We start from the raw sequence: 25,240 nt of genomic DNA, 5'->3' as shown, positions 1-25,240 counted from the left end.
AAAGTTTGCACTTATTATCTCGATCTTTTCCTACCTCGTCATAGGCGCCTTACACCTATGATTTTTGGCTATTAATCGCTTCGGGAGAAAGACGATGAAGGCAAGCAAGCACTCGCCTCGGGCGTTGCTGTGTTCAGTACTATTGTCCATTCCTCTGTTAGGTCAAGCGGAGACTGTTAATTGGGCGAATTGGCTCAATGGCCAGATAAGCAAGCACCCGGAGGTACTGGCAGCGACAGAGCAGGCGGCAGCGCGGAAAGAGGAGGCTGAGGCAAGCGAACAACCGCTGTATAACCCGGAATTGTCCGTGGGAGCAGACAGAACGGGCAGTGAGAATAACTTTGAGGCAGGACTGTCACAAACGATCGATTGGTCTGATCAACAGGGCGCATTAAAGGAGAAGGCAAAGCTGATCAGGCTTTCTGCGCAAGCTGGCTTGAGCGAAGCAGTTCTGACACAAACGTCTGAATCATTGTTTGCGCTTGTCGAGTGGCGCGCTACTACGCTGTTTGAGGAAATTGCTGAATCCCAACAGCAGCGCCTGGATGCCTTGCTGGACCAGGTTGAACAGCGCCAGCAGGCAGGTGATCTGGGGCGTGCCGACGCAGAGCTTCTGTTTTTAAATCTATCCCGTCAGTTGAGCGAAGTCGCCCAGGCAAAGGCCGCAGTTGATCGGGCAGAAACTCAGGTTAGAGAACGTCTGCCGGACTGGAGGTTTCAGGATGGGGGAATCCCCGAGTATATATGGTCAGCGCTGGAGTCCCAGATTGGTGAGGCTGATCTGCTGGCACACCCGTCAATTGCAGCCGCTCGAGCCGAGTGGCAGGTGCTGAAAAGTGAGGCAGAGGTTGCCAGACGCAAAGCCACAGCATCGCCGACAGTAGGGCTGAGCGGAGGGCGTGACGGCGGCGAGAACGTGGTTGGCCTGACATTCTCGATCCCTCTGAACGTCCGTAATAACTACGGCGCTGAAATCCGGGCTGCGAATCGACGGGCTCTGGAGGCCGAAGCGCGGTTTCAGGCGCTCTACCGGAAACAACAATACGACCTGGCAGGCGCTCGCGCTTCCTGGAAGCGATACGACAAGCAACTCCGTCGATGGAAAGAACTATCCCAGGGGCGTGTACAGCGAAGTGCCGATTTGCTTGAGAAGCAGTGGCAGGTCGGCGACCTCTCCACCTCTGAGTATCTCCAGGCGCTGGGCCAGCGCGCGGAGAGCCTGAAAACCGGTATTGAACTGGAAAAGCTGGCGCAGCTGGGCCTGATTGAGCTATTGAGCCAGTCAGGCGAACTGACCACCCCCTTCCAATAATATTCTGGAAACTGGATATTCATCATGAAAAAAACTCTGATTTCAGTATTTGTTTTGACGCTGTTTATAGCTCCCCCTTCATTGGTGCAGGCAGAGGAAGATACTCATAACGAGGCGGGCCATGATCATGCCGCCGGAGGCGACGATCATCGAGAAGGCACCGGTGAAGAGGATGAGCATGAGGGCGGGCATGCTGAAGAACGTGAGCATGAAGAGGAAGAAGGTCATGGTCACGAAGAGGAGAGCGATGGTGGTCATGAAGAAGCAACTACCGCAAGCATCAATGCCAAACAGAAAGAGCTCGCCGGCATTGAGGTAGCAACCCTCGAGAGCAAGCGCGTTGACTATGAAATCTACGCTCCCGGTGAGCTGCTGACCAACGGCTATACCAGCTACCACGTGTCCCCCCGGGTTGCCTCGGTGGTGTTGAGACGTCACGTGGAATTGGGTGAGCACGTAACCAAAGGTCAGCAACTGGTAACCCTGTTCAGTGAGACGGTGGCACAGGCGCAGGCTGATTACAGGAAAGCATTTCCTGAATGGGAGCGAATCAGCGGACTGGGTCGTTCCGTGGTTGGTGATCAACGGTTCAATACCGCGAAAGCCAATATTGAAGCGGCGAGGGCAACTCTGCTTGCTTATGGGCTAAACGATGATGACATTGGTGCGTTGAAGGCCAGCGGCGTAGGTAGTCTCGGTGAATACACGCTCAGGGCTCGCGTGGATGGCGCAGTGCTGACCGATGAGTTTGAGCAGGGACAAAGAGTTGAGGCAGGCCAACCGCTGGTGACTCTGGCTAATGAAAGCGAACTTTGGGTAGAGGCTCACCTGCCAGCAAACTCCGACATTGTCCTTAAGCAAGGGGCAGAAGCGGAAGTAAGAGTTGCAGGTCGTGTGGCTGCGGCAACGGTATCCCAGGAAGCTCATACCATTGACGCTGTGACCCGCACGCGGATTGTCCGGTTGGAGCTGGACAATCCTGAAGATCGTTTCCATCCCGGAATGTTTGCAGATGTGTATTTCCTTTTTAAAACCACGGAGCCGGTGCTTGCGGTGCCGGAGAGTGCGTTGATGCGAGGCGCCGATGGCGACTGGACGGTCTATGTGGAAGAGGCTGAAGGGGAGTATGAGCCTGTGGAAGTGGAACTGGGTCGCTCAATTGGCGGACTCCGTGAAATTTTCGGCCTGACTGCGGGCCAACGGATCGTTTCGCGGGGCGCGTTTTTTGTGGCCTCTGAAATTGCCAAAGGCGGCTTTGACCCACACAACCACTGATTCCGGGAGCCATTATGTTCAACCGAGTTGTCGACTGGGCGGTTCAGAACCGCCTGTTGGTTCTTATTGCGCTTGCAGTGCTTATCGCCACGGCTGCGTTTCAGATCCCAAAACTGAATCTTGATGCTTTCCCTGACGTTACAAACGTCCAGGTTGCTGTTAATACAGAGGCGCCCGGACTTGCGGCTGAGGAAGTCGAGCAGTTGATCACCTATCCCATTGAAGCGGTGATGTATGCATTGCCGGATGTTGAGGAGGTTCGGTCCATCTCCAAAACCGGGTTGTCTGGTGTCACCGTGGTCTTTAAAGAGGGCACGGATATCTATTTCGCGCGCCAACTGGTATTCGAGCGGTTGCAGGCCGCGCGGGAGCTGATTCCGGACGGGGTCGGGGTGCCTGAAATGGGCCCGAATACGTCCGGTCTCGGCCAGGTCTACCAGTACTTGCTAATAGCTGACCCGGATTCTGGGTACGACGCAATGGAATTACGCAGCTTGCACGACTGGCTGGTCAAGCTGTTGCTGATACCCGCCGAAGGGGTAACAGAGATTCTGTCGTTTGGCGGGGAGGTCCGTCAATACCAGGTCAACCTGAACCCGGCGCGAATGCTGTCCTATGACTTATCACAGAACGACGTCATGGACGCCCTGGAGAACAACAACTCCAATGTTGGGGGCTGGTATATGGGCCGCGGACAGGAGCAGTTGGTTATTCGCGGTATGGGCTGGCTGGGTAATGGCGAGCAGGGGCTGGAGCAGATCCGTCAAGTGCCCGTTAAAACCAGTGATGGCATTACAGTGACGGTGAGCGATGTCGCCCAAGTAGCGCTGGGCACTGAAATTCGCCAGGGTGCGGTGACCATGACCCGGAAGGATGAAGACGGTCAAGTTGAACAACTGGGTGAAGTGGTTTCTGGCATTGTACTCAAACGAATGGGGGCCAATACAAAAGCCACCATCGACGGCATCGAGGCCCGCATTGATCGCATAAATCAGGCGCTTCCGAGTGGGGTTCGTTTTGAGCCCTATTACAACCAGGCGGATCTGGTGACCAAGGCCGTAGAGACGGTGACCAATGCGCTTCTGTTGGCTTTTGTGTTCATTGCTATCGTGCTTGCCCTGTGTCTGATGAATCTTCGGGCAACAACGCTCGTGCTGCTTTCTATACCGATTTCTATCGGTATTGCGCTGATGATCATGGCCTGGTTCGGTCTCTCGGCCAACTTGATGTCTCTGGGCGGCATTGCTGTGGCAATTGGCATGCTGGTGGACGGCTCTGTTGTTATGGTCGAGAACATGTTCAAACATCTGACGCATCCCGATGCTGAGCATGACGCCCATCGGGATGAATTGGTTGAAAACGACCCCGATCCGTTGGACGCGTCACATGATGATCATGGCATTGCGCTTAGACTCCAGGAAGCCGGTCGGGAAGTGGCGCGCCCCATCTTTTTCGCGACGGCGATTATTCTGGTCGTTTTCATGCCTCTGTTCAGTTTTGAAGGTGTGGAAGCCAAGCTTTTCCAGCCAATGGCGATCAGCATCATGCTGGCCATTGTGTCCGCTGTGATCGTCGCTCTGGTGGTTGTGCCTGCGTTGGCTTCGTTTATGTTTCGCAAGGGTATTCGGGAGCGGGAAAGCTTCGTTTTAAAACCTCTTGAGAAGCTCTACCGCAAGGGCCTTGACTGGTCGCTAAAACACACCAGATCTGTTGTCGGTGCTGCCGCTGTTCTTGTGGTGCTGGCGGCTCTGGTCGTGCCTCGACTCGGCACTGAGTTTGTCCCTGAGCTGGAAGAAGGAACGATCAACCTCCGGGTGACGCTCGCCCCTTCATCAAGCCTTGATACGGCGCTTGAAGTTGCGCCAAAACTGGAAGCCATGTTGATGGAGTTTCCAGAAGTGACTTACGCTCTATCCCGGGCTGGCCGAGCAGAAATAGGCGGCGACCCGGAGCCCGTTAACAATATAGAGATCTATATTGGCTTAAAACCCACTTCGGAGTGGACCAGCGCCAGTAATCGCTATGAATTGCAGGCTCTGTTTGAGGAGAAGCTCGAACAGCACCCGGGGCTACTGTTTAACTTTTCTCAGCCTATCGCGACTCGGGTTGATGAATTGTTGTCAGGTGTTCGTGCGCAGTTGGCCATCAAACTCTTTGGCCCGGATCTCGACGTACTGGCGGAGAAAGGCCAGAAGATTGAAGCGGCGGTCCGAACAGTTCAGGGAACACGAGACGTGGCCATGGAGCAGATTGCTGGTGAAGCGCAGTTGGTGGTTCAGCCTGACCGTCAGGCACTCTCCCGGTACGGACTCGCCGTGTCTGATGTGATGAGTGTCGTCCGGGATGGACTGGGTGGTGCCGCCGCTGGCCAGATCATCAACGGAAATGAGCGGTATGATATCTATGTGCGTCTGGCCAAACGTTTCCGGGAAGACCGGGATGCCATTGCCGATCTCAGGTTACAGGCGCCGTCCGGAGCCTGGGTGAGACTCGGCGATGTGGCCGATGTGTCTATTGAGTCTGGCCCGCCTCAGGTGCGCCGCGATGACGTTCAGCGCCGTGTGGTCATTCAGTCCAATGTGCAGGGTCGTGACATGGGCAGTGTGGTTGCCGATATTCAGGATACCATCGCGTCAGAAGTGAACCTTCCCCCCGGCTACTCGGTTGATATTGGTGGTCAGTTTGAAAACCAGCAGCGAGCTCAGAAGCGATTGACCATTGTGGTTCCTGTATCTCTGGGCCTGATCGCGCTGTTGCTGTACTTTGCTTTCAGTTCGGTCGGTCAAGCATTGTTGATTCTGGTCAACGTGCCGCTTGCCGTTATTGGTGGCGTCTTTTCACTCTGGATCTCCGGTCAGTATCTTTCAGTGCCCAGTTCCGTTGGATTTATCACGCTGTTCGGTGTGGCGGTGCTTAACGGGGTCGTTATGGTCGAAAGCATCAATCAGCGAATACAGGATGGGTTAAGCGTGGATGCCGCGGTGTTTGAAGGTGCCGTCTCCCGTTTGCGCCCTGTCTTGATGACAGCAATAACCTCGGCACTCGGTTTGATACCGATGCTATTGTCGACGGGCGTGGGTGCGGAAATCCAGAAGCCACTGGCCAGCGTGATTGTAGGTGGTCTCGTGACTGCGACTTTCCTAACGCTTTTTGTTTTACCGGCTCTATTCACGCGCTTCTCAAGGGCTAAACTCGATGATATGCAACGGTAGAAGAGAGGTGGAAATACACAGTTTTGATCGCCAGCAGGGGAGGGTAATCCCTCCGTCATAGCGGGGCGGAGGAATTATGGTTGTGCTCTACTCTGGGAAAGGAAGCACAACTGTAATCCTGGCGCCCCCTGTTTCTGAGGGGCCAATGTTCATCCGTCCGAAATTGTCTTCTAGTATTTCGGACACGATGGACAGTCCCAATCCAAATCCAGAAACGGTTTCGTCAAGCCGGGAACCTCTATCCATCACTTTTGAGGCCGCTTCTGGAGTAATCCCAGGGCCGTCGTCTGCAACTTCTATCGTTAGCCCGGAATCGGTCTGGCTTATTGAAACGTCAATCTCAGCCTGACTCCACTTCCCGCCGTTTTCGAGCAGGTTACCGAATAACTCTGATAGGTCCTGACGCTCCATGGGCCAACTGAAGTTATTCGGCAAGGATGTATTGATACGGAAACTCTTATCGGGAAAGATTTTTTCCATGACAGAAATGACGTTGTTCGCTATTTCAATCGGCAAACATGTTTGCCCCATCTGCCTGCCGGAGATATCTGCCTTGCTCATGCGGTAGTTCAAGGACCGGCTTAGATCCTTTAGGTTGGAGGTCATGAACTCTATGTCGTCGCGGGACGGAGGTAATGAACCAGTGTCTGACAAGATTGCGAGATTGGCAGAGATCGAGGTCTTGACCATGTGAGAAAGATCGGAATTGAGGCGGCGATGGCGGTCAAGGCGACGACTTGCTAGTTCAAGTAGGTTATTGAACTGTTTGATCAGCGGACTGAACTCCTCTGGTGCGTCAGGATTCAAACGAGGTTGTTTGCCAGATTGCAGTCTCCTCATGTCTTCCTTGATGTGTTCGATCGGTTTCAAAGCGAGGTAAGTAGTGGTGCCTACCAGAGCCAAGAGAACAAAAAGTAATAATGCGGAGGCAGCCAGCAAGGTCAGGTGAGCCCCACTGGATCGCTCAGCTAGTCCGCTTTCCATTTCCAGGATGGTGACTGACGAAAGCGGACTATCAATTCCGACACCTCGTTTCAATCCAAGAAGGCCATCTGCACCTTGGGATATTTCTACAAAGCCCGCCGGCTTTCTTGAAACCATGCGCAACGTTGTTTGATCTATGTTGCTACTGGCAATGATGCTTCCGTCTTTCATTTCGACGACGAGGGCGTGCTCCAGTAGCAATTGGAATCGATCAATCATGCTGCCAATCTCGTCGGGCGTCGGAACTTCGTTTTCAATGATGGTTTGAAAACTCTCCACCTCCTTGTCAAGGCGATGTTTTCTGGACTCGTTCGAGAGCTGCTCTATTACATAAGTGTGCGAGAAAAAAATTAGTAGAAAATACAAGAGGCTGAAAACGATGCCATATTGGAGTGCAGTTTTTCGGATGCTTTTCTGCGCTGTCATGGTATTAGTTATGGTCGATTGAGCGGGAGGAGCTAGCTGCGGGCTAGAGAGGCGACTGAGCTTGAAAGCATAGATGGGATTGATGCGTGTCGCAACTCACCTGACGCTGGAGGGGTTGTGCTTTGGTCGTTCGTTTAGTCTTGTCAAAATCTGCCTGAATAGCTGTGGGCCTGTAGTTTACGGAATGTGAAGATCTTTAAAATACGTCCACATTCAAATGTGTTTAAGGTTTCGATGTTCTACTAACTGCGTAAGGCGATTGAATTTCGTTGGTTGAATAGAATGACATATCGGAGCTGTTTATGAAAAAAGTGTCTGTAATTTTAATAGCATCTTTTCTAGGAACCGGGGCTTCCATAGCCCTCGCAGGCAGCAATGGCGGACAAGCAGATAGGTATAATGAGGCAAGAAGCTACCCTGATAAGAGCATCGATGAACGGTCCTCCGACTATCGTTCTGAAGAAAGCGAGACGGTCAAGAAGTTGAAGGAAGAGCATCGAGTAATCAAGGAGCTAGTTGCTGATCTATTGAAGAAACAGTAATTTTTTGGTTTTCTGCGAGTCAGGTGAGAGTTACTGACGTGACTCGCAGTATAAATTTTTTAGTGGGTCTCTCTCGCGAAATAGTAACCTTGCCCTCTCAACGTTTTTATTCTTTTTTTCCCAAGTATTTTCCTAAGCCTCGCAATATATACCTGAACAACATTTCGCGTTGGGCATCTTTCGATATTGTAAAGTGATTCAACAAGATCATCCTGGGAAAAGACTCTGTCAGGAGATCGAAGGAAGCATTGAAGAAGGCGATACTCTGTTGCGGTTAGCCTGAATTCTTTATGATCAGGGGTTGTTAGCGTTCTGTAGGTTGAACTTAGAAGAAACCCATCAACCGCTATCTTATCAGTTGTTCGCCCGTCTTTTCTTCTTATGATGGCGCTAAGTCGAGCTTTCAGTTCATCAAATTCGAACGGTTTTGGAAGATAGTCGTCTGCCCCGGCATTCAAGCCTTCAACTCTCTCTGTCCAGTTGGACCTGGCAGTTAGAATCAGGATGGCTTCATCTTTGCCGTTGCTTCTCCATTTTTGCATCAAAGAAAGCCCGTTCTCGTCGGGCAGTCCTATATCCAGAATGATCGCCTGATAACTGCTTGTCTCTACGAAGAAATTTGCCTCTTTTCCGTTTTGGGCAACATCTACAGTAAAGTTTTCCTTCGCAAGCCAAACGGAGATTTTTTCTGCGAGTACCGCGTTGTCTTCGACAATTAGAACCTTCATCTATAAGCGCCGTCTCTGGATGTTGGAAAATTGTGGCTGTCGCCCTTCTCGAGAGCAAATCAAAATTAGCTAAGAGATCGGACTTCAAGCGACCCGCTATAACAACAGACGAAGCTGAATCTAGCTTGAAAAAGGCATTACTGTGAGGAAAGTTTTCTATACAAACACTATCCACATGTGATCGCTTAACCACATACCAGGTGGCCGGGTCAACGATTGATCACCGGCACCGCCCTGGGAAGGTCAACTATCACGGACAACCCACTTTTCGGAGCAGGTGAGAAGTGGAGGGTTCCACTGTAGCGTTCGACAATCTCTCGAACAATCGCCAGCCCAAGGCCATGGCCTGGGGTCTGCTCGTCCAGCCGCAATCCCCGTTGACCCAGCTTGCTGATTTCTGCCTCGTGGACGCCTGCCCCATCGTCTGTCACGCAGATCTTCAGTGTTCCGGAATTCTGAACGAGTGACAGCTCTACACATCGTTCTGACCATTTGCCTGCGTTGTCCAGGAGATTGCCCATGATTTCATTCAGGTCGTGTTCCTCAATCGGCCAGCGGGCTTCCTCCGGCAGAGAACTCGACAGTTCAAAGGACTTTTCCGGGTATAGCCGCCCCAGCATCCAAAGTAGATCCCTCGCCTGTTTCAGAGGGTAAGCGCTTTTTCCAACCTGTGGTCCTGCAAAGCGACTTCGGCGCATCTCGGCTTCAAGCTGTTTGTCGATGTCATTGAGTCTCGAGGTCATCTGAAGGCGGAGATCGTTGGAGAGTGGACGGCTGGTGTCCTCAAGAACCTGCCGGACGGCCGCAATCGGGGTCTTGACGCTGTGAGAGAGATTCGCCAGCGCATCCCTTGACCGTTCCAGTCGTTGATCAAGCGAATCGAGTAATTGGTTGAGCTGCTGGACTAGTGGTCGAAACTCCTCAGGCGCCTGAACATGAATCCGAGAAACCTTGCCATCTTGAAGTCGCTTTAGCGTAGCCTTTAGCTCGACGACAGGGCGCATGGACAAATTGATACCGAACCAGATCACAACGACCAGGAGCAGAATCAGCAGAATAGAGACAATGGCCGTCCACGCGTGCAACTCTGCCTGGCTGCGTTTCAGTGCGCCGAGATCCTCGGACACGATCACTACAATCGGCGTATCGTCCATCTGGAACGATTTTCGGTACGCAAGAATGTTCTTGGGTCCTTCGACTGTATCTCCGTTCTGCACACGAAGGGTTCCATCCTCCGCTGATTCAATCAACGACGTTAACACCGGCGCCCACGAATCCGGGGAAATGATAGTCTTGGACGGAGAATGTATGGCGAAGGCGTGGTGAAAGACTTCCTGAAAGTAGTCACCGGTCTGGAGGCTATCCAATTGACCGCCAGAATCACGAATCTGGTGCTCCAGAAAGGCGACCTCATCTTTGAGACGTGTCTCCACGAACTCCCGGGACATTCGGTCCAGTAAGAGGCCGTGAACCAGCCATGCAAGCCCCATTAACGCAATGCCGGCAGGCAGTAGCAATAAAAGCAACGTGCCTTTGACAGATCTCGGCTTACTAAACAGCGTCATTGAACAGATATCCCTGGCCGCGACGGGTTGCAATGGTGTCGTTGCCAACCAGTTTCCGCAATCGGCGAATGTAAGCTTCGATCACGTTCTCATTCGGAGTGTCGTTCAAGTTGTAAAGCTGTTCCATTAGCTGCTCTTTCGAGAAAACATGGCCGGGACGGCTCATCAGACAGCGCAGCAGGCGAAATTCGGTGCCGGTGAGGCTGTGTTCCTTGCCGTCGTCGGACTTCAAGCTCTGACGATTCTCATCCAATTCGTAGCGTCCGGCTTTTACCATTGAATGAATACGCCCTTCGCTTCGGCGCACAATGGCGTTGAGCCGGGCAATCAACTCCTCGGTCTGAAAGGGTTTTGCCAAGTAATCGTCTGCCCCCGCTTTGAGGCCTTCAACTTTGTCATGCCAGTCGCCCCTTGCTGTGAGAATGAGCACCGGAAAGGCGATCTTGTGTTTTCGCCACTTCCTTAATACGTCTAATCCGTTGCCGTCAGGCAGGCCAAGATCAAGAACGGCGGCCCGATAATCCTCCTGCTCGCCCAGGATCGCGGCTTCTCTGGCTGTATAGGTTGTATCAACGCTGAACCCCGCCTTTTCAAGCTGTCCACTTAGTCCGTCAGCCAGCAAACGGTCATCTTCAACGAGCAGTAATCGCATCACGACGTTCCTTCTTTGAACCAGGCTGTGAGCCAAATGTGAAACGAGTGTCGCCGATCAACCTGAATTCAGCCTGAACGACCAATTAGTTCGATATTTTCAGCAAGAATTCAGGTTAATGCGCGATGGTGTGTTTCGTATTTTGGCATCCCTCTTTGTTCAGAGCTAACCGACGCCGGAATTTCCGGCCACTTTACTAATGGAGAAAACAATATGAACGCATCCAAGTTGATTGTTGCAGCCGCTGCCATGTCGATGTCGGCAGTGACCCTCGCCGCCGGTGCTCATGGCGGCGGCCATGGCGCCAGCAGCGGCGAACCGGGTAAAGCCTCGGAGGCCTCTCGCACTATCACAGTGGAAATGTACGACAACTACTACGAGCCGGAAGAAATCAGTGTTGAGACCGGTGAAACCGTGCGTTTTGTGGTCAAGAACGAGGGTAGCCTGGTCCACGAGTTCAACATTGGTACCCCTTCCATGCATGAAGGCCATCAGAAAGAAATGATGATGATGGTAGAACACGGCGTGATCCAGGGCGGCAAGCTCAATCAGGATATGATGAATATGGACATGGGCAACGGTAAAACCATGAAGCATGACGACCCGAACAGCGTGTTGCTGGAACCAGGGCAGAGCAAGGAGGTTGTCTGGAAGTTTACCGAAGAAAGCGACATTGAGTTTGCCTGCAACGTGCCAGGCCACTACCAGGCCGGCATGTACGGTGACGTTAACTTTGAGTAAACATGCGTACTGACAACCCCGCGAATGCACGGGTTGGGACTGTTTTCCAGCCCTGCTTCAACGAAGTGCAGTTTGGAGTAAGAAAAAGATGAAAACACGCCTACTGACAGGACTTTTAAGTCTGCTGATGCCTGCCATGGTTATGGCCGGTGAGTACGACCTGACGGTCGACCGGGTAAAAATTGATACTGGCGATTTCGTGAAAGAAGGCATTGGATACAATGGCGCATCTCCGGGGCCGGTGATGCGCTTCAAAGAAGGCGAAAACGTAAAGATCAACGTGACCAACAACCTGGATGAGATGACGTCCATTCATTGGCACGGCCTGATTCTTCCTTTTGATCAGGACGGTGTGCCTGGTATCAGCTTTCCAGGCATCAAGCCGGGTGTAACCTTCACCTACGAATTTCCTATTCAGCAGGCAGGCACCTACTGGTTTCACAGCCACTCCGGTTTTCAGGAGCCGGATGGCGCCTACGGTTCCATCGTTATCGAACCCGAGGGACGTGAACCGTTCCGCTACGATCGTGAATACGTGGTGCAGTTGACTGACAAGCACCCCCATTCCGGTGATCGCATCATGCGTAACCTGAAAATGATGCCGGACTACTATAACCGCGAGCAGCAAACCGTCGGCGAGTTTTTCTCGGACGTGTCAGAAAATGGCCTGATGAACACCGTCAGTGACCGTATGGCCTGGGGCGGCATGCGGATGATGAAAGCGGACGTTGAGGACATACATGGTTTTACAGGCCTGATTAACGGCAAGGGACCGGATCAGAACTGGACCGGACTCTTTGAGCCGGGCGAACGCATCCGGCTGCGGTTCATTAACTCCTCGGCCATGACCTACTTCGACATCCGGATTCCGGGTCTGGATATGACGGTTGTGCAGGCTGATGGCAACAACGTTCAGCCGGTTAGTGTGGACGAGTTCCGGATCGGTGTGGCGGAAACCTACGATGTGATCGTCCGTCCGAAAGATGAGCAGGCCTACACCATATTCGCCGAATCCATGGGGCGTTCGGGCTATGCCAGAGCGACACTGGCCCCAGAAGAGGGTATGGAAGCGGCCGTGCCGCAACTGCGCGAACCGGCGCGCCTGACCATGGCTGACATGAGCGGTATGCCCGGTATGGACCATGGCAGCATGGCTGGCATGGATCATGGAAACATGGATATGGGCAGCTCGGAAGACATGTCGGCGATGGATCACTCCAACATGACCGATATGGACCATTCCAACATGAAAGGAATGGATCACTCCAGCATGGCCGGCATGGATCATGGTTCCATGGCGATGGGGAAGGAAAGCCCAAGCGACCCTTTCTATGCCAAGGGCAGTGGCCTCGTGCCCACGGCGGCCAATGGCGGAAAGTTCCTCTCCTACGCTGACTTGAAAGCCCAGAACCCACTGTACGAAGACCGCGAACCGACCCGGGAAATCGAACTTCGCCTGACCGGCAATATGGAGCGCTACACCTGGAGTATTAACGGCGTTAAGTACGAAGACGCCGATCCGATCCGCCTGAAATACGGCGAGCGGGTTCGCTTCAAGTTTGTCAACGAAACCATGATGACTCACCCCATGCACCTGCACGGCATGTGGTCCATCCTTGATGTTGGCGCAGGCCAGTGGAACCCGATCAAGCACACGATTAGCGTGAACCCAGGCACTACGGTGTACATGGAAACCGAAGTCGACGAGCCAGGCCAATGGGCGTTCCACTGCCACCTCTCTTACCACGCGGCCGCTGGTATGTTCCGTAAGGTGATTGTTGAAGGTGGGCCAGAGTCGACGCAGGCCAAAACAGACGCGGCTGCTGAAGAAGGAGGTGAGGCATGAGTTGTATTCGATCACTTGTTGCGGTCAGTTTCTTTGCCTCTATCGGATTCTCAACGGCGGTGACAGCTCAGGAAATGATCTCCGACACCACCGCTCGTAAACAGCCGCTCACAACCTGGGGTGTTCAATTCGAGGAGTTTGAATACCGCTACAGCGACGATAACGAGGAACTTGGAGTCTGGAACGCGGACGCCTTCTATGGCACCGACGAGTTCAAAGTCCGGCTGCTCACAACCGGGGAATACGAGATAGAGGAGCAGGCCTACGAAACACTGGAAAACCAGCTGGTCGGCCAGATCCCCATTTCCAAGTTCTTCGACGCCAAAGCGGGTGTGCGTTTCGACACCCCGGAGGGACCGGACCGCACGTACGCCGTCCTCGGCATCGCGGGGCTGGCGCCCCAGTGGTTTGAGATCGACGCAAACCTTTATGTCAGCAAGGATGGCGATACGTCAGCCGAACTGGATGCAGAGTACGAGCTGCTTCTCACCAACTACTGGATTCTGGCGGCAACGCTGGATGCCACGGTTGCGTTTAGCGAGGACCGGGAAATTGGCGTTGGTAAAGGACTGGTTTCTACCGAAACCGGACTCAGGTTGAGCTATGACCTGATCGACCGTGCGTTCTCGCCTTATGTGGGCGTGGTGCATGAGCGCAAATACGGCGATAGTGCCGACTTTGCCGAAGCGGACGGCGGCAGTACAGCAGATTGGTTTGCTGTGATTGGCGCGCGCATCGCATTCTGATCAGGTACTTAGGGGCTAAAGATATTTCTTTGGCCCGTTTTTCTCGACATTGATGCAAGTGGGGGCTACCCAAGCCAGCATTGGCTATTTATTGAGTATCAAACGCCGTTCAAAACAACAGGAGGTTGTATGAGCAGCACGCACGACAGAACCACGCGCTATCAGGAAGGCAGTCTTACACTTCCGGGAACCGTTATGCTGGGCACCGGTGTCATGATTGGCGCCGGTATCTTTGCCCTTACCGGGCAGATGGCGCAGATGACCGGCGTTCTTTTCCCGTTGGCTTTTCTGGCCGCGGCGGTAATCGTAAGCTTCAGTGCCTATTCCTACATCAAAATTTCCAATGCCTACCCGTCAGCCGGGGGCATCGGCATGTACCTGCACAAAGCCTATGGCAACCGGCTACCGACAGCGTTTAACGCTTTGCTGATGTATTTTTCGATGGTGATTGCCCAGAGCTTTCTTGCGCGAACCTTCGGTTCTTACACCATGCAACTGTTGGGTGGCGATGAAAGTGGCCGCATGGTGCCCATTCTTGGCGTCTCACTAATTCTGGCCGCGTTTCTGATCAATCTGTTGGGCAACCGAATGATTCAGGGCGTGGCTTCCTTTATAGGTATCCTGAAGATCGGAGGCATTCTGGTTTTCGGGCTGGTGGGTATCTGGATTGCCGACAGTGTTTCTGTTGATTTCTCTAGCCCCGGTGAGGCTGGAACCTTTGGCAATTTCCTGGGGGCAACGGCCCTTGGCATTCTGGCCTTCAAAGGTTTTACCACCATCACCAACAGCGGCTCGGAAGTCATAGACCCCAAGAGAAACGTGGGGCGAGCGATTATTATTTCCATCGCAGCCTGCGTGGTGATCTACACCCTGGTCGGTTTCGCCGTTGCCAGTAACCTGTCCCTGGCGGAAATCATCAAGACGCAGGACTACTCTCTGGCGGCCGCTGCGCGTCCCGCATTGGGCGATTACGGCGTCTGGTTTACCGTCGCCATTGCCATGATGGCCACCGCCGGTGGCATTCTGGCCAGTATTTTCGCCGTCTCACGCATGTTGGCCATGCTGACTGAAATGAAGCTGGTCCCCCACAGCCATTTCGGAATGCCCGGTAGCATCCAGAAGCACACGTTGGTTTATACCGTGGTGCTTGGGCTTATCCTCACGGCCTTCTTCGACCTGTCCCGAATTGCAGCGCTGGGCATCATTTTTTACCTAATCATGGACATTGCTATCCATTGGGGCGTTCTGCGCTATTTACGGGAGGATGTAAAGGCCAATGTGTGGGTGCCCACGGTGGCAATTGTTCTGGATTTGCTCGCTCTTGGTGGCTTCGTTTGGGTCAAACTGAATACTGACCCGTTTGTTATTGGCGTGGCGGTTGTCACCATGATTGTTATCGCAGTGGCCGAGCAACTGTTTCTGAAAAAGGCCACAGAAGCCGAAGAAGCGGGACACAAAGAATCTCATGCTCATCATCACTAATCACCAGAACTCGATAGGGAGGGATCGGCCATGACGGCTGAGCACACGGTCAAAGATCCTGTTTGCGGCATGTCGGTGAATCCACACTCGGCGGAGCATCGCAGCGAGCATGGCGGGAAAACCTGGTATTTCTGTTCTTCGGGGTGCAAATCGAAGTTTGACGGCGACCCGGGACACTACCTCAGTGGAGAACAGAAACAGGACGAACCGGTGGCTCCGGGCACCATGTACACCTGCCCGATGCATCCGGAAATTCGCCAGCAGGGCCCCGGAGATTGCCCTATCTGCGGTATGGCCCTGGAGCCCGAGCAGGTAAGTCTGGATGACGGGCCCTCGGCAGAGCTCAAAGACATGACCCGTCGATTCTGGATTGGCCTGGTGCTGGCCCTGCCGGTATTGGTGCTGGAAATGGGCGGACATCTCACCGGCCTTGACCAGATCGTTGCCCCGCAAATGTCCAACTGGATTCAACTGGTGTTGGCGACGCCCGTAGTGGCCTGGTGTGGCTGGCCTTTCTTTGTCAGAGGCTGGAAGTCCGTCGTCAGCCGCAATCTGAACATGTTCACGCTCATTGCCATTGGTACTGGCGTGGCGCTGATCTACAGCCTGGTGGCGACACTGGCGCCCCAGATTTTCCCCGACGCCTTTCGGCAGGAAGACGGTTCTGTCGCCGTCTACTTCGAGGCGGCTGCGGTCATCGTGGTGCTGGTTCTGTTAGGCCAGTTGCTTGAACTGCGGGCCCGGGAGAAAACCTCGGGCGCGATCAAGGCGCTGCTGGATCTGGCACCGGCGACGGCCCGAAAGCTGGATGACCAGGGCGACGAGTCCGATGTGTCGCTGGATCAGGTCAAGGTGGGTGATCGCCTGCGAGTGCGCCCGGGGGACAAGGTGCCGCTGGACGGTGAGTTACTTGAAGGCAGCTCCAACGTGGATGAGTCCATGGTGACCGGTGAGCCTCTTGCAGTCAGCAAAAAGTCTGGCGACCAAGTGATTGGCGGCAGTATTAACCAACAGGGCAGCTTTATCATGCGGGCCGACAAGGTTGGCCGGGACACCATGCTTTCCCAAATCGTGCAGATGGTGGCCAGCGCCCAACGCAGCCGCGCACCGATCCAGGGGCTTGCCGATAAGGTGGCGAGCTGGTTTGTGCCCGCCGTGATCCTAATTGCCATTGTTGCCTTTATCGCCTGGTCATTCCTTGGGCCGACACCGCCCATGGCGTTCGGGCTGATTGCGGCGGTCAGTGTTCTGATTATTGCCTGCCCCTGCGCGTTAGGTCTCGCAACGCCCATGTCGATCATGGTAGGTGTTGGCCGCGGCGCCCAAAGTGGTGTGCTGATCCGCGATGCGGAAGCCCTTGAACGCATGGAAAAGGTAGATACGGTGGTAGTGGATAAGACCGGCACGTTGACGGAGGGGCAGCCACAAATCACCCGAATTGTCACAGCGAATGGGTACGATGACGATGCTTTGATGCGTTTTGCGGGCGGACTTGAGAAAGGCAGTGAGCATCCACTGGCCCACGCCATTCTGGACAAAGCCAAGGGCATGGAGCTGAAGCTGCCGGATGCGGAAGACTTCGATTCTCCCAACGGTAAAGGGGTAACCGGAAAAATCGACGGCAAGCGGGTGCTGCTTGGCAATCGCCTTTTGATGGAATCGGACAATGTCGACACCACGAGATTTGACGGCGAAGCCGATCAGCTCCGCAAAGATGGTGCCACCGTGGTATTTGCCGCCGTCGATGGAAAAATTGCTGGGTTGTTGGCCATTGCCGATCCGGTTAAGGAAACCACCGAGGCCGCCATTTTGGCCCTGCAAGAAGATGGCATTCGAGTGGTCATGCTGACTGGCGATAACCGCACCTCAGCCGAGGCGGTTGCCCGCAAATTGCATATTGATGAAGTGGAAGCGGAAGTGCTGCCGGAAGACAAGGGCAAGATTGTCCAGCGCCTGAAAGACGAAGGCCGCGTTGTGGTGATGGCGGGAGACGGTGTAAACGACGCGCCCGCATTGGCAACTGCGGATGTCGGGGTGGCTATGGGTACGGGCACCGATGTGGCCATCGAAAGCGCGGGAATTACCCTGCTGCGTGGCGACCTTATGGGTATCGTCGAAGCGCGCCGGTTGTCCCTGGCGACCATGCGCAATATACGGCAGAATCTCTTTTTTGCTTTCGTGTACAACTCCGCTGGCGTTCCGATAGCAGCGGGTGTTCTTTATCCGTTTTTTGGCGTGCTGCTTTCTCCAATTTTCGCGGCGGCTGCCATGTCGCTGTCGTCGGTTAGCGTGATCGTGAACGCATTGCGGTTGAGGGTAGTACGGTTGGCGCCAAAACGGTGACACTTCAATGTTCGGGTAACGAGCGATAACCGACCACCGCCATTTGAACGGGGGTCGGTTATTTATTGCAACTAAATTATCCGCTTCAGTTTATGAGTATTTATGGCTCATGTCGCTTGCATGCTTTTCAGTGCTCTGCGATCTAACCTGGCTTATTTTTTCGTTTTTCTTAATATGCTCCATGCAAGTTTCAACCTTTTTATCCTCAACCATTTTATTAGGATAAGTGCGAGCCTCGTTAATACGGTCCGCTAAACCTGAATTGGCTGAGGTCATAGTTGAAAACAAAGCTGCGATTGCTGCGATCACCATTAGTTTTTTCATGACATTCCCCTTTTGACCATAAAACCAGTTTAGTATTTCAGCCTGATTTCAGGTTCGTATGGTTAAATTTCTCATGTCTCCATGAGTTAACTTGGCCGCAGGGTTCACCCTGCGGTATTTTTCTCTGCTTCTTCAAGTGCTCTATGGTACGCCCGGCCTTTGTCAGTGGTAGTCATCTCCAGGCGTGCCTCGAATCCAGGTTCGGACATGCCATAGCGAGTCATCTGTTTGTGTAAGCGTTTCATTTCGTCATTGTTGAGAATGTTTTCGAAGGAGCGCTTATCTTTAGACTGATCGTGTGTGGCTTTCATATCTTCATCTGATGACATGTTGCCAGCAAATGTATATGTTGAGAGAGCGATTGTTGCGGTAAATAAAAGTATGTTCTTCATAATCGACACCTCCTATTTGGTTGTCGATTATATTTAATCACTAGTTTCTGAAATGGTCCTGAAAACGATAAAATTAAAGTTGATTTAAATATATGAGGAGGATTTATAACGTTCGTGAATTATGCTGCGCTACCTCAGACTCGGCGAGCCAACCACCAACCGACGACCATCGACAGCAATAACGCCACGAGAGGCCAGGTTATACCGCTTATTGACGCAAAGGCTGGGCCCGGACAATAACCTGATAGACCCCAGCCTATCCCAAACACAGCGGCACCAATCAATAAACGGGTATCAATATCACGACGTGTGGGCACGATAAACGTTTCTGCGAAAAGAGGGCCCTGACGACGGAACACCAATCGGTAGCCGATAAACGTTGTTATCACCGCTCCGCCCATAACAAATATGAGCGTTGGGTCCCAGTTACCAAAGACGTCGAGAAACCCCTGAACACGATGGGGGTCAGTCATACCGCCGATAGCCAGACCCAGGCCAAACAACAAACCAGCCAGGTAACCAAAAATCAGTTTCATAAAGAGTGTCCTGTCATGAGTCTGACGACGTAGACGGTTACAACACCCGTCAGGAGGAAAACCAGCGTTGCCAGCATGGATCTGGGGGATAGCCTGGCGATACCACAAACACCATGCCCACTGGTGCAACCGTTGCCGATACCAGACCCCAAGCCCACCAGCAAACCAGCCACGACCATCAGCGGCACGCCACCGATGGGCGCGCCGACCACGGCTTCCGGATTGCCCGCCACATTTCCAAGCGAGCCGTTCAGGACAACCAACAACAGAGGCCCGCTGATAAGGCCCAGCAAAAATGCCAGTCGCCAGGCAGACTCCGCAGTAAACCGATCAAAGATCAGACCAGATACCATCCCACTGATGCCTGCAATACGTCCCAATGTGACCATAAGCATCACTGCGGACAAGCCTATTAAAAGACCTCCGAAGGCACCTTGAATAAAAGAGCTCCAGTCCATTTCTATACCTCTTCAAATGCCACAATTTGCCCAGCGGACAGTGTGTCGTCTCCACGTAACGGAGGCATACCACGAGATTGTTGCAACCTATAATCTCAATTATTTAATATAACCGTTAGGTCTATCGTTATAACATAAAACCTGATACGTTGAAATCCTATCTATTCTCTATGCGACGAGGGTGACGCCATGCAACATCCGCTGGTCACGCATTTCTTTGACGAGCCTACAAACACATTCAGCTACATCGTTCAGGATCCTGATAGCTTCGCCTGCGCGATCATCGATTCTGTGCTGGATTTCGACTATGCCGCGGGCCGGACCGATGTCCGCTCCGCTGACAAAATTATTGAGTACGTTCAAAGCAATGACCTGAGTGTGGAATGGGTTTTAGAAACCCACGTGCACGCTGACCACCTGTCTGCTGCACCCTACCTCCATGAACGTCTCGGCGGAAAAACAGGCATTGGTGAAAAGATCGCTGTCGTTCAGGAGGTGTTTGGCAAAGCTTTCAATGCCGAAACAGATTTTGCGCGGGATGGTAGCCAATTCGATCGACTGTTCAGGGAAGGCGATGTGTTTCAGGTTGGGAACCTTAAAGTACGTGTACTTCACACGCCGGGACATACTCCGGCTTGCCTGACGTACGTCATCGGAGATGCTGCCTTCGTCGGCGACACACTCTTTGCGCCGGATGCCGGGACCGCCCGTTGCGATTTTCCAGGGGGCGACGCCCATACCCTTTACCACTCCATTCAGAAAGTTCTGGCGCTTCCCGGAGAAACCCGCATTTTCCTTTGCCATGACTACAAAGCTGCGGAGCGCGATGAGTTTATTCATGAGACGACCGTCGCCGAACAACGTTCCAGCAATATCCATGTGGGTAAAGGTATGAGTGAAGACGATTTCGTCGCTTTTCGCTCAGAGCGTGACGCCAAGCTCGGAATGCCCCGACTGATACTACCGGCCGTTCAGGTCAACATGAGGGCGGGGAAAATGCCCCCCTCCGAGGATAACGGACAGGTGTACCTGAAAATTCCGATCAACCGGTTTTAAACAAAGGTCTGGATGGGCGCAAATGGTTGGCGAGACCACTAAAGCGAAGACTCTGACGGCCGTGGAAGGTTGCCGGTGAAGCGAATCGCGGCGTATTTGCCAATTGTTGATTGGCTGAAAGGTTATCGTGGAGATACATTGCTAAGCGATGGCCTTGCGGCGGTTATCGTCACACTCATGCTTGTTCCTCAGGCCCTGGCCTATGCTCTGTTGGCAGGGCTTCCGCCTGAAGTTGGGTTGTACGCAAGTATGATCCCGCTGGTGGTCTACGCTTTATTCGGCACCAGTGCGACGCTGGCAGTTGGTCCTGTCGCAGTGGCGTCACTGATGACAGCCTCTGCGTTAGGAGGCGTTGCTGTTACAGGATCGCCTGAATACGTTGGTGCCGCTCTTGTACTGGCTACGCTGTCGGGGCTGATTCTGTTTGCCATGGGCGTCTTGCGACTTGGTTTTATCGCAAATTTTCTGAGCCACCCCGTGATCTCAGGGTTTGTCACCGCTTCCGGAATTCTTATTGCGGGCAGTCAGCTTGGCCATGTTCTCGGTATACAGAGTGGTGGTCACAATCTGATCGAAATGGGCGCAAGCCTGATCAGCCAGTTTGGCTCCTTCAACCTGATCACGTTTGCTATTGGAGCCGGCACTCTCCTATACCTGTTTCTGTGTCGCCAATATCTGAAAAATGCACTGGTCGGGCTCGGTCTGGCGCCCCGGGGGGCAGATATCGTTGCGAAAGCCGCCCCCGTGTCAGCGGTTTTTGTGACAACAGCAGCGGCCTGGCACTTTGACTTGGGGAGTGCCGGAGTCAATCTGGTGGGGCAAGTTCCAAGCGGACTTCCGGAGATCCGTTTACCTTCCATGGACCCCAGCATATGGGCGGCTCTGGTCCCCGCAGCCGTTCTGATCAGCTTGGTTGGATTTGTAGAATCAGTGTCCGTTGCCCAGACCCTTGCAGCCAAAAGGCGCCAGAGGATCGATCCCAATTCTGAGCTGATTGCTATGGGGTTGGCGAACATAGGTTCCGGCGTAAGCGGGGGCTCTCCAGTCTCAGGTGGTTTTTCACGCTCGGTTGTGAATTTTGAAGCCGGAGCCCGGACGCCACTTGCGGGTATGTTTACCGCAGTCGGGATTGCACTTGCCACACTAACACTCACCGGCATACTCGCTTTCCTTCCAAAGGCGACACTGGCCGCCACAATCATGATTGCAGTGAGCACCCTGATTGACGTAAAAGCCATTGGACGCACCTTTCATTACTCAAAAGCGGACTTCGCCGCGATGCTGGCAACCATTGTGCTTACGCTGATTCAGGGCGTTGAAGCTGGAATCCTGGTCGGTGTGGGTCTATCGATAGGGATTTATCTGTATCGCACCAGTCGTCCGCACAGTGCAATTGTTGGCCGGGTGCCGGGTACCGAGCATTTCAGAAACGTAGAGCGCCACACGGTTGAAACGGACGAGAAATCCGTCGTCCTGCGAGTTGATGAAAGTCTTTATTTCGCCAACGCACGCTATCTGGAAGAGACCGTCATGGCGCTGACGTCTCAACAACCGAAGATGAAGAATCTGGTTCTGGCTTGTCAGGCGGTAAATACCATTGACGCTTCAGCACTTGAGAGCCTGGAGGCAATAAATGGCCGGCTCAAGGCTATGGATATACGCTTGCACATGTGTGAGGTGAAAGGCCCTGTGATGGACGGTCTACGCCGCACTCATTTCTGTGAGGAACTCACGGGGCAGGTTTTCCTGAGCACGTATGACGCCTGGAAATCACTCTGTCTATCCTGAAGCAAATTCAAAATGGTGCAGAACGAAGGAGCCTCTTATTAGCTCATGGAGGCCAGTTTTCTTGCTATTGGCTCTCCTCAGTAATCCTTGTGTTCGCGCAAAACGCGCTGCTGATCATTGGCGCTGAAAGCGATGACCTGATAATCCTCTTTCCGGCCGGTTTCCATGCCGGGGCTGCCCTGGACCATGCCGGGCACAGAGAGACCAAGGGTGTTGAACTGCGGGTTTTCGAGGTAAGCGACGATATCATCTGCCGGCACATGGCCCTCAATCACCAGATCACCAATCAATGCGGTGTGGCAGGATGCCATTTCGCGGGGCACGCCATGGGTCTGCTTGATTTGATTGAGGTTGTCGGTTTCAACAATGTCGGTCTCAAAGCCATTGGCCGCAAGATGCTCAGCCCAGGACTGACAGCAACTGCAATTGGGGCTCTTGTAGATAGTGATGGCTGTGCCAGTCTCTGCAGTAGATGCGACTGCGGCTGATGGCTCGGCAGACTCACCAGCCTGAATTGCCAGTGTGGTAGCGCCTGCAACGACAGCGGCTACACCTGTAAACAGGGCAAGTTTCTTGGTGTTCATGGTAAACCTCGATTTGATTCGGTCATCGGCAATGCAAGGCCCGGGGCAGGCACATTGGCTTCCCCGGGCAATGGGTTTAGGCGTCCTGGTCCTTCTCGCCGCCTTGGCTCTGCATCATTTTCATGCAGGCTTCCGTCATCGCTTTGCGATCTTCCGAAGACATGTCGGACATCCTGCCCATCATGCCACCCATTCCGTGCATGCCTTTGGAGGACATCATTCCATTCTCCTCGGAGTCAGGGTCCATCATGCCGTTGCCTTCGGCATGGGCGAAGACAGAGAAGAAAGCAACACTACCCGCGAAAATGGCAGCGGTGATTGAAAGCTTGATATTTGAATTGCGCATTTGGTTTGCTCCAGTTAAAGACTCGTGACGAATAGGTGTGAACACGAGGCTTTCTTGTAAGAATTAACGTTAATGACATTGCCGCAATGGGCAAAAGTCCGGGTTAAGACTCAGGAGCGAAATTGTGGAGGGGGTGTGATAGAAACCAGGAAAGGATCTTGGTAGTCGTTCTCAAGGGCGCTTAAAACCGGCTGGGAACCGGCATCAATCAAGCCGCTGGGGCCTGTTGGCAAAAGACCGATACTGACACCACAGCTGTTCAGCCCGCTGGCGGCCTGACAGGCCATGTCTGAACCTGTGAAACAACTGACTCTGCCATCAGAGGCAGAGTCGCTGGTTCCGGTTGCATCGGACATCATGGAACTGCAATCCATCATCATGGGCGCATCCGCCTGATCGCCGGCCATTTCGGAAATCGCCAACGCCGGCCCGCTTATCACCATAATCAGTGATAGCAACAGAGACATAATTCGGCGGTTTGTTGCGGTCATCCTGATTTCTAGCACCACACTGTGAACATTAGTGGCTGTGACACCCAGTAAATCGTTTAGTTCGCCGGATGCTAGCAGTTTTTATTTCAATGACACCGCTACATTCTGTGATCGTATCGTCTGGACCCTTTTCTAGTTCCGCCTTGTAACGCCATAGCTCAGTGGAGTCGCCGGGAAGTATGCCAACAGAATCGGGAGTGGCGCGCAGGCTCAGTTCCACATCGTAGTTTTCCAGGTCCAGGCCAAACATGTCCGGCAGCCAGAAGCGCTAGGCCTTCAGAAAAGCTCTTGACCTTAAAGTGTACTTCAAGGTTATTGTTAGCCCTGTGCTTCCAAGATTACGCCTGAGGTGCGTGGATGAAAACGTTCAATATCGGTGAGCTCTCCGAAAAAAGTGGTGTTGCCAGCCATGCAATCCGCTTCTACGAGCGGGAGAATCTCATGCCCGAGCCTGCGCGCACTTCGTCCAACTATCGCCGTTACCCGGAGGATGCGATTGCCCGGTTGCAATTCATTATTCACGCCAAGCAATGGGGCTTCACCCTGGATGAGATTCGCGAACTGCTGATGCTTCAGGATGCCAATGGTGATCGAGCCGATGCCAAACGCATCGCCAGAAAGCAACTGGAGAAGATTCGACATCAGATCCAGAGTCTATCCCGCATTGAGGCGGTCCTGTCGGATTCTCTGGAGGCATGTTCCGGCGAGGGGCCGATGGACGACTGTCCGATTGTCGAAGCTATTGCCCAGAGAGGGTAATGTCATGGCCCACTCCACTAAAATCCAGGCAACAAAAGACTTGACCTTAAAGCCAACTCTAAGGATACCGTCTTGGCGAATGGAAGTAACACAGCGTAAGCCGCCGCGAACCCATGTAATGGTGATCAACCGTCGGGGCGGGTTAGTGATACGCACCAAGTCTTGATATGCGCACATTTTTGTCAAAGCATTTTTAGAATCATCAATATAGGTCACTCCACTTGCCACGCTCAATAACGCCTAAAGCCATTGTTAACCTGCTGTTGCTGATCATGGCAATACAGCCGGTGCTGGCATTTGGGCAATTTACGGCAGACGCAACGGAACCTCCTGCCCGTTTCAGCCAAATGGCCATGATGGATTGTTGCAACGCTGATTTAGCCAGTACTAACGGGCATTTGGAACAGAATATGGCCTGTGGCGATATGGCATCGGCGGATTGTGCTGTCGCCGCCACTCAGGGCAACTGCGGTACGGTGCTATGTGCACTGGTTTCTGAAAAAGCAGTCGCGCCGGTGCAATCTCTGTCAGACCCCGCCCATCGTCGTCCCCATGAAGGCTATCTCAGCATCATCCTCGATACCCTCACACCACCCCCCAATTCCTCAAAAGCCTGAACTGAGTCTTTAATTTGCACGTTCAGTCGGCCCTG

23 protein-coding genes are annotated in these 25,240 nt (G+C 53.2%); 13 read left to right on the top strand and 10 right to left on the bottom strand.

Annotation, left to right across the window (positions count from 1 at the left end):
• Window positions 1–94 precede the first annotated feature (94 nt).
• Genes ACTRWH_RS14160 through ACTRWH_RS14150 form a run of 3 tightly spaced genes read left to right on the top strand, consistent with a single transcriptional unit; the run spans window position 95 to window position 5,799 of the window.
• Complete coding sequence (locus ACTRWH_RS14160) at window positions 95–1,312, top strand: TolC family protein (protein ID WP_228210867.1); 1,218 nt, start codon at window positions 95–97, stop codon at window positions 1,310–1,312.
• 24 nt (window positions 1,313–1,336) lie between these two features.
• Window positions 1,337–2,587, top strand: coding sequence for an efflux RND transporter periplasmic adaptor subunit (locus ACTRWH_RS14155; RefSeq protein ID WP_228210868.1), 1,251 nt, complete (start codon window positions 1,337–1,339; stop codon window positions 2,585–2,587).
• A gap of 14 nt (window positions 2,588–2,601) precedes the next feature.
• Entirely contained in the window at window positions 2,602–5,799 is a 3,198-nt protein-coding gene (locus tag ACTRWH_RS14150) for an efflux RND transporter permease subunit (RefSeq protein WP_228210869.1), read from the top strand.
• A gap of 87 nt (window positions 5,800–5,886) precedes the next feature.
• Here the strand turns inward: ACTRWH_RS14150 and ACTRWH_RS14145 are convergent, their stop codons facing one another.
• Window positions 5,887–7,209 carry a sensor histidine kinase gene (locus ACTRWH_RS14145; protein WP_085681212.1) on the bottom strand — a complete coding sequence of 441 codons (1,323 nt, stop codon included), beginning with the start codon at window positions 7,207–7,209 and terminating at the stop codon, window positions 5,887–5,889.
• A 302-nt stretch (window positions 7,210–7,511) separates the two neighbouring features.
• Here ACTRWH_RS14145 and ACTRWH_RS14140 point away from each other — a divergent pair, with 302 nt between their 5' ends.
• The gene (locus tag ACTRWH_RS14140) at window positions 7,512–7,751 is read left to right on the top strand and encodes a hypothetical protein (protein ID WP_072676519.1); all 240 of its coding nucleotides are present in this window, start codon (window positions 7,512–7,514) and stop codon (window positions 7,749–7,751) included.
• Between the two features lie 59 nt (window positions 7,752–7,810).
• Here ACTRWH_RS14140 and ACTRWH_RS14135 read toward each other — a convergent pair whose 3' ends face one another.
• The 3 genes from ACTRWH_RS14135 to ACTRWH_RS14125 form a co-directional block, all read right to left on the bottom strand.
• Window positions 7,811–8,479: a response regulator transcription factor gene (locus ACTRWH_RS14135; protein ID WP_072676521.1), complete on the bottom strand. Its 669-nt coding sequence runs from the start codon at window positions 8,477–8,479 to the stop codon at window positions 7,811–7,813.
• Window positions 8,480–8,688: 209 nt separating this feature from the next.
• Complete coding sequence (locus tag ACTRWH_RS14130; RefSeq protein ID WP_228210870.1) at window positions 8,689–10,044, bottom strand: ATP-binding protein; 1,356 nt, start codon at window positions 10,042–10,044, stop codon at window positions 8,689–8,691.
• A complete protein-coding gene (locus tag ACTRWH_RS14125; RefSeq protein WP_228210871.1) occupies window positions 10,031–10,696 on the bottom strand; it encodes a response regulator transcription factor in 666 nt (221 codons plus the stop codon). The genes ACTRWH_RS14130 and ACTRWH_RS14125 overlap by 14 nt, the downstream gene beginning before the upstream one ends.
• Window positions 10,697–10,909: 213 nt before the next feature.
• Here ACTRWH_RS14125 and ACTRWH_RS14120 point away from each other — a divergent pair, with 213 nt between their 5' ends.
• The 5 genes from ACTRWH_RS14120 (at window position 10,910) to ACTRWH_RS14100 (ending at window position 17,854) form a co-directional block, all read left to right on the top strand.
• Window positions 10,910–11,437: a cupredoxin domain-containing protein gene (locus tag ACTRWH_RS14120; RefSeq protein WP_151981723.1), complete on the top strand. Its 528-nt coding sequence runs from the start codon at window positions 10,910–10,912 to the stop codon at window positions 11,435–11,437.
• Between the two features lie 88 nt (window positions 11,438–11,525).
• Complete coding sequence (locus tag ACTRWH_RS14115) at window positions 11,526–13,283, top strand: copper resistance system multicopper oxidase (RefSeq protein ID WP_228210872.1); 1,758 nt, start codon at window positions 11,526–11,528, stop codon at window positions 13,281–13,283.
• The gene (locus tag ACTRWH_RS14110) at window positions 13,280–14,029 is read left to right on the top strand and encodes a copper resistance protein B (protein ID WP_228210873.1); all 750 of its coding nucleotides are present in this window, start codon (window positions 13,280–13,282) and stop codon (window positions 14,027–14,029) included. Before ACTRWH_RS14115 ends, ACTRWH_RS14110 begins: the two co-directional genes overlap by 4 nt.
• 129 nt (window positions 14,030–14,158) lie before the next feature.
• Complete coding sequence (locus tag ACTRWH_RS14105) at window positions 14,159–15,511, top strand: APC family permease (protein WP_228210874.1); 1,353 nt, start codon at window positions 14,159–14,161, stop codon at window positions 15,509–15,511.
• Between the two features lie 30 nt (window positions 15,512–15,541).
• Entirely contained in the window at window positions 15,542–17,854 is a 2,313-nt protein-coding gene (locus ACTRWH_RS14100) for a heavy metal translocating P-type ATPase (protein WP_228210875.1), read from the top strand.
• Window positions 17,855–17,944: 90 nt separating this feature from the next.
• On the opposite strand, the gene ACTRWH_RS14095 is transcribed toward ACTRWH_RS14100, so the two are convergent.
• The 4 genes from ACTRWH_RS14095 to ACTRWH_RS14080 all read right to left on the bottom strand — a co-directional run bounded on the left by ACTRWH_RS14095 (window position 17,945) and on the right by ACTRWH_RS14080 (window position 19,495).
• The gene (locus ACTRWH_RS14095; protein ID WP_228210876.1) at window positions 17,945–18,178 is read right to left on the bottom strand and encodes a hypothetical protein; all 234 of its coding nucleotides are present in this window, start codon (window positions 18,176–18,178) and stop codon (window positions 17,945–17,947) included.
• Between the two features lie 104 nt (window positions 18,179–18,282).
• Window positions 18,283–18,570 (bottom strand): hypothetical protein, encoded by a 288-nt coding sequence (locus ACTRWH_RS14090; protein WP_085681298.1) that lies wholly within the window; start codon window positions 18,568–18,570, stop codon window positions 18,283–18,285.
• A 134-nt stretch (window positions 18,571–18,704) separates the two neighbouring features.
• Window positions 18,705–19,106 (bottom strand): DUF6691 family protein, encoded by a 402-nt coding sequence (locus ACTRWH_RS14085; RefSeq protein ID WP_036206247.1) that lies wholly within the window; start codon window positions 19,104–19,106, stop codon window positions 18,705–18,707.
• On the bottom strand, window positions 19,103–19,495 hold the full coding sequence (locus ACTRWH_RS14080) for a YeeE/YedE family protein (protein WP_228210877.1): 393 nt from the start codon (window positions 19,493–19,495) through the stop codon (window positions 19,103–19,105). Before ACTRWH_RS14080 ends, ACTRWH_RS14085 begins: the two co-directional genes overlap by 4 nt.
• 258 nt (window positions 19,496–19,753) lie before the next feature.
• Here ACTRWH_RS14080 and ACTRWH_RS14075 point away from each other — a divergent pair, with 258 nt between their 5' ends.
• Together ACTRWH_RS14075 and ACTRWH_RS14070 are read left to right on the top strand one after the other, a co-directional pair.
• Window positions 19,754–20,620, top strand: coding sequence for an MBL fold metallo-hydrolase (locus tag ACTRWH_RS14075; protein ID WP_228210878.1), 867 nt, complete (start codon window positions 19,754–19,756; stop codon window positions 20,618–20,620).
• A gap of 75 nt (window positions 20,621–20,695) precedes the next feature.
• Window positions 20,696–22,408: a SulP family inorganic anion transporter gene (locus tag ACTRWH_RS14070; RefSeq protein WP_323133537.1), complete on the top strand. Its 1,713-nt coding sequence runs from the start codon at window positions 20,696–20,698 to the stop codon at window positions 22,406–22,408.
• A gap of 77 nt (window positions 22,409–22,485) precedes the next feature.
• Here ACTRWH_RS14070 and ACTRWH_RS14065 read toward each other — a convergent pair whose 3' ends face one another.
• Both ACTRWH_RS14065 and ACTRWH_RS14060 read right to left on the bottom strand, forming a co-directional pair.
• Window positions 22,486–22,992, bottom strand: a complete 507-nt coding sequence (locus tag ACTRWH_RS14065) for a DUF411 domain-containing protein (RefSeq protein WP_228210879.1) — start codon at window positions 22,990–22,992, stop codon at window positions 22,486–22,488.
• A 76-nt stretch (window positions 22,993–23,068) separates the two neighbouring features.
• Complete coding sequence (locus ACTRWH_RS14060) at window positions 23,069–23,338, bottom strand: hypothetical protein (RefSeq protein ID WP_136633152.1); 270 nt, start codon at window positions 23,336–23,338, stop codon at window positions 23,069–23,071.
• A gap of 848 nt (window positions 23,339–24,186) precedes the next feature.
• On the opposite strand from ACTRWH_RS14060, the gene ACTRWH_RS14055 reads away from it, so the two are divergent.
• A complete protein-coding gene (locus ACTRWH_RS14055; protein WP_085681284.1) occupies window positions 24,187–24,588 on the top strand; it encodes a MerR family transcriptional regulator in 402 nt (133 codons plus the stop codon).
• Window positions 24,589–24,809: 221 nt separating this feature from the next.
• Complete coding sequence (locus ACTRWH_RS14050) at window positions 24,810–25,205, top strand: hypothetical protein (RefSeq protein ID WP_136633538.1); 396 nt, start codon at window positions 24,810–24,812, stop codon at window positions 25,203–25,205.
• Window positions 25,206–25,240: the final 35 nt, after the last annotated feature.

Source organism: Marinobacter sp. G5_S1_61_S3, assembly GCF_054968585.1.
This window is presented reverse-complemented; position numbering and strand designations above follow the sequence as displayed.

Excerpts from the sequence above, each read along its gene's own strand:
- ACTRWH_RS14160 (WP_228210867.1), top strand. The coding sequence starts at position 95 with ATGAAGGCAAGCAAGCACTCGCCTCGGGCGTTGCTGTGTTCAGTACTA.
- ACTRWH_RS14155 (WP_228210868.1), top strand. The coding sequence starts at position 1,337 with ATGAAAAAAACTCTGATTTCAGTATTTGTTTTGACGCTGTTTATAGCT.
- ACTRWH_RS14150 (WP_228210869.1), top strand. The coding sequence starts at position 2,602 with ATGTTCAACCGAGTTGTCGACTGGGCGGTTCAGAACCGCCTGTTGGTT.
- ACTRWH_RS14145 (WP_085681212.1), bottom strand. The coding sequence starts at position 7,209 with ATGACAGCGCAGAAAAGCATCCGAAAAACTGCACTCCAATATGGCATC.
- ACTRWH_RS14140 (WP_072676519.1), top strand. The coding sequence starts at position 7,512 with ATGAAAAAAGTGTCTGTAATTTTAATAGCATCTTTTCTAGGAACCGGG.
- ACTRWH_RS14135 (WP_072676521.1), bottom strand. The coding sequence starts at position 8,479 with ATGAAGGTTCTAATTGTCGAAGACAACGCGGTACTCGCAGAAAAAATC.
- ACTRWH_RS14130 (WP_228210870.1), bottom strand. The coding sequence starts at position 10,044 with ATGACGCTGTTTAGTAAGCCGAGATCTGTCAAAGGCACGTTGCTTTTA.
- ACTRWH_RS14125 (WP_228210871.1), bottom strand. The coding sequence starts at position 10,696 with ATGCGATTACTGCTCGTTGAAGATGACCGTTTGCTGGCTGACGGACTA.
- ACTRWH_RS14120 (WP_151981723.1), top strand. The coding sequence starts at position 10,910 with ATGAACGCATCCAAGTTGATTGTTGCAGCCGCTGCCATGTCGATGTCG.
- ACTRWH_RS14115 (WP_228210872.1), top strand. The coding sequence starts at position 11,526 with ATGAAAACACGCCTACTGACAGGACTTTTAAGTCTGCTGATGCCTGCC.
- ACTRWH_RS14110 (WP_228210873.1), top strand. The coding sequence starts at position 13,280 with ATGAGTTGTATTCGATCACTTGTTGCGGTCAGTTTCTTTGCCTCTATC.
- ACTRWH_RS14105 (WP_228210874.1), top strand. The coding sequence starts at position 14,159 with ATGAGCAGCACGCACGACAGAACCACGCGCTATCAGGAAGGCAGTCTT.
- ACTRWH_RS14100 (WP_228210875.1), top strand. The coding sequence starts at position 15,542 with ATGACGGCTGAGCACACGGTCAAAGATCCTGTTTGCGGCATGTCGGTG.
- ACTRWH_RS14095 (WP_228210876.1), bottom strand. The coding sequence starts at position 18,178 with ATGAAAAAACTAATGGTGATCGCAGCAATCGCAGCTTTGTTTTCAACT.
- ACTRWH_RS14090 (WP_085681298.1), bottom strand. The coding sequence starts at position 18,570 with ATGAAGAACATACTTTTATTTACCGCAACAATCGCTCTCTCAACATAT.
- ACTRWH_RS14085 (WP_036206247.1), bottom strand. The coding sequence starts at position 19,106 with ATGAAACTGATTTTTGGTTACCTGGCTGGTTTGTTGTTTGGCCTGGGT.
- ACTRWH_RS14080 (WP_228210877.1), bottom strand. The coding sequence starts at position 19,495 with ATGGTCACATTGGGACGTATTGCAGGCATCAGTGGGATGGTATCTGGT.
- ACTRWH_RS14075 (WP_228210878.1), top strand. The coding sequence starts at position 19,754 with ATGCAACATCCGCTGGTCACGCATTTCTTTGACGAGCCTACAAACACA.
- ACTRWH_RS14065 (WP_228210879.1), bottom strand. The coding sequence starts at position 22,992 with ATGAACACCAAGAAACTTGCCCTGTTTACAGGTGTAGCCGCTGTCGTT.
- ACTRWH_RS14060 (WP_136633152.1), bottom strand. The coding sequence starts at position 23,338 with ATGCGCAATTCAAATATCAAGCTTTCAATCACCGCTGCCATTTTCGCG.
- ACTRWH_RS14055 (WP_085681284.1), top strand. The coding sequence starts at position 24,187 with ATGAAAACGTTCAATATCGGTGAGCTCTCCGAAAAAAGTGGTGTTGCC.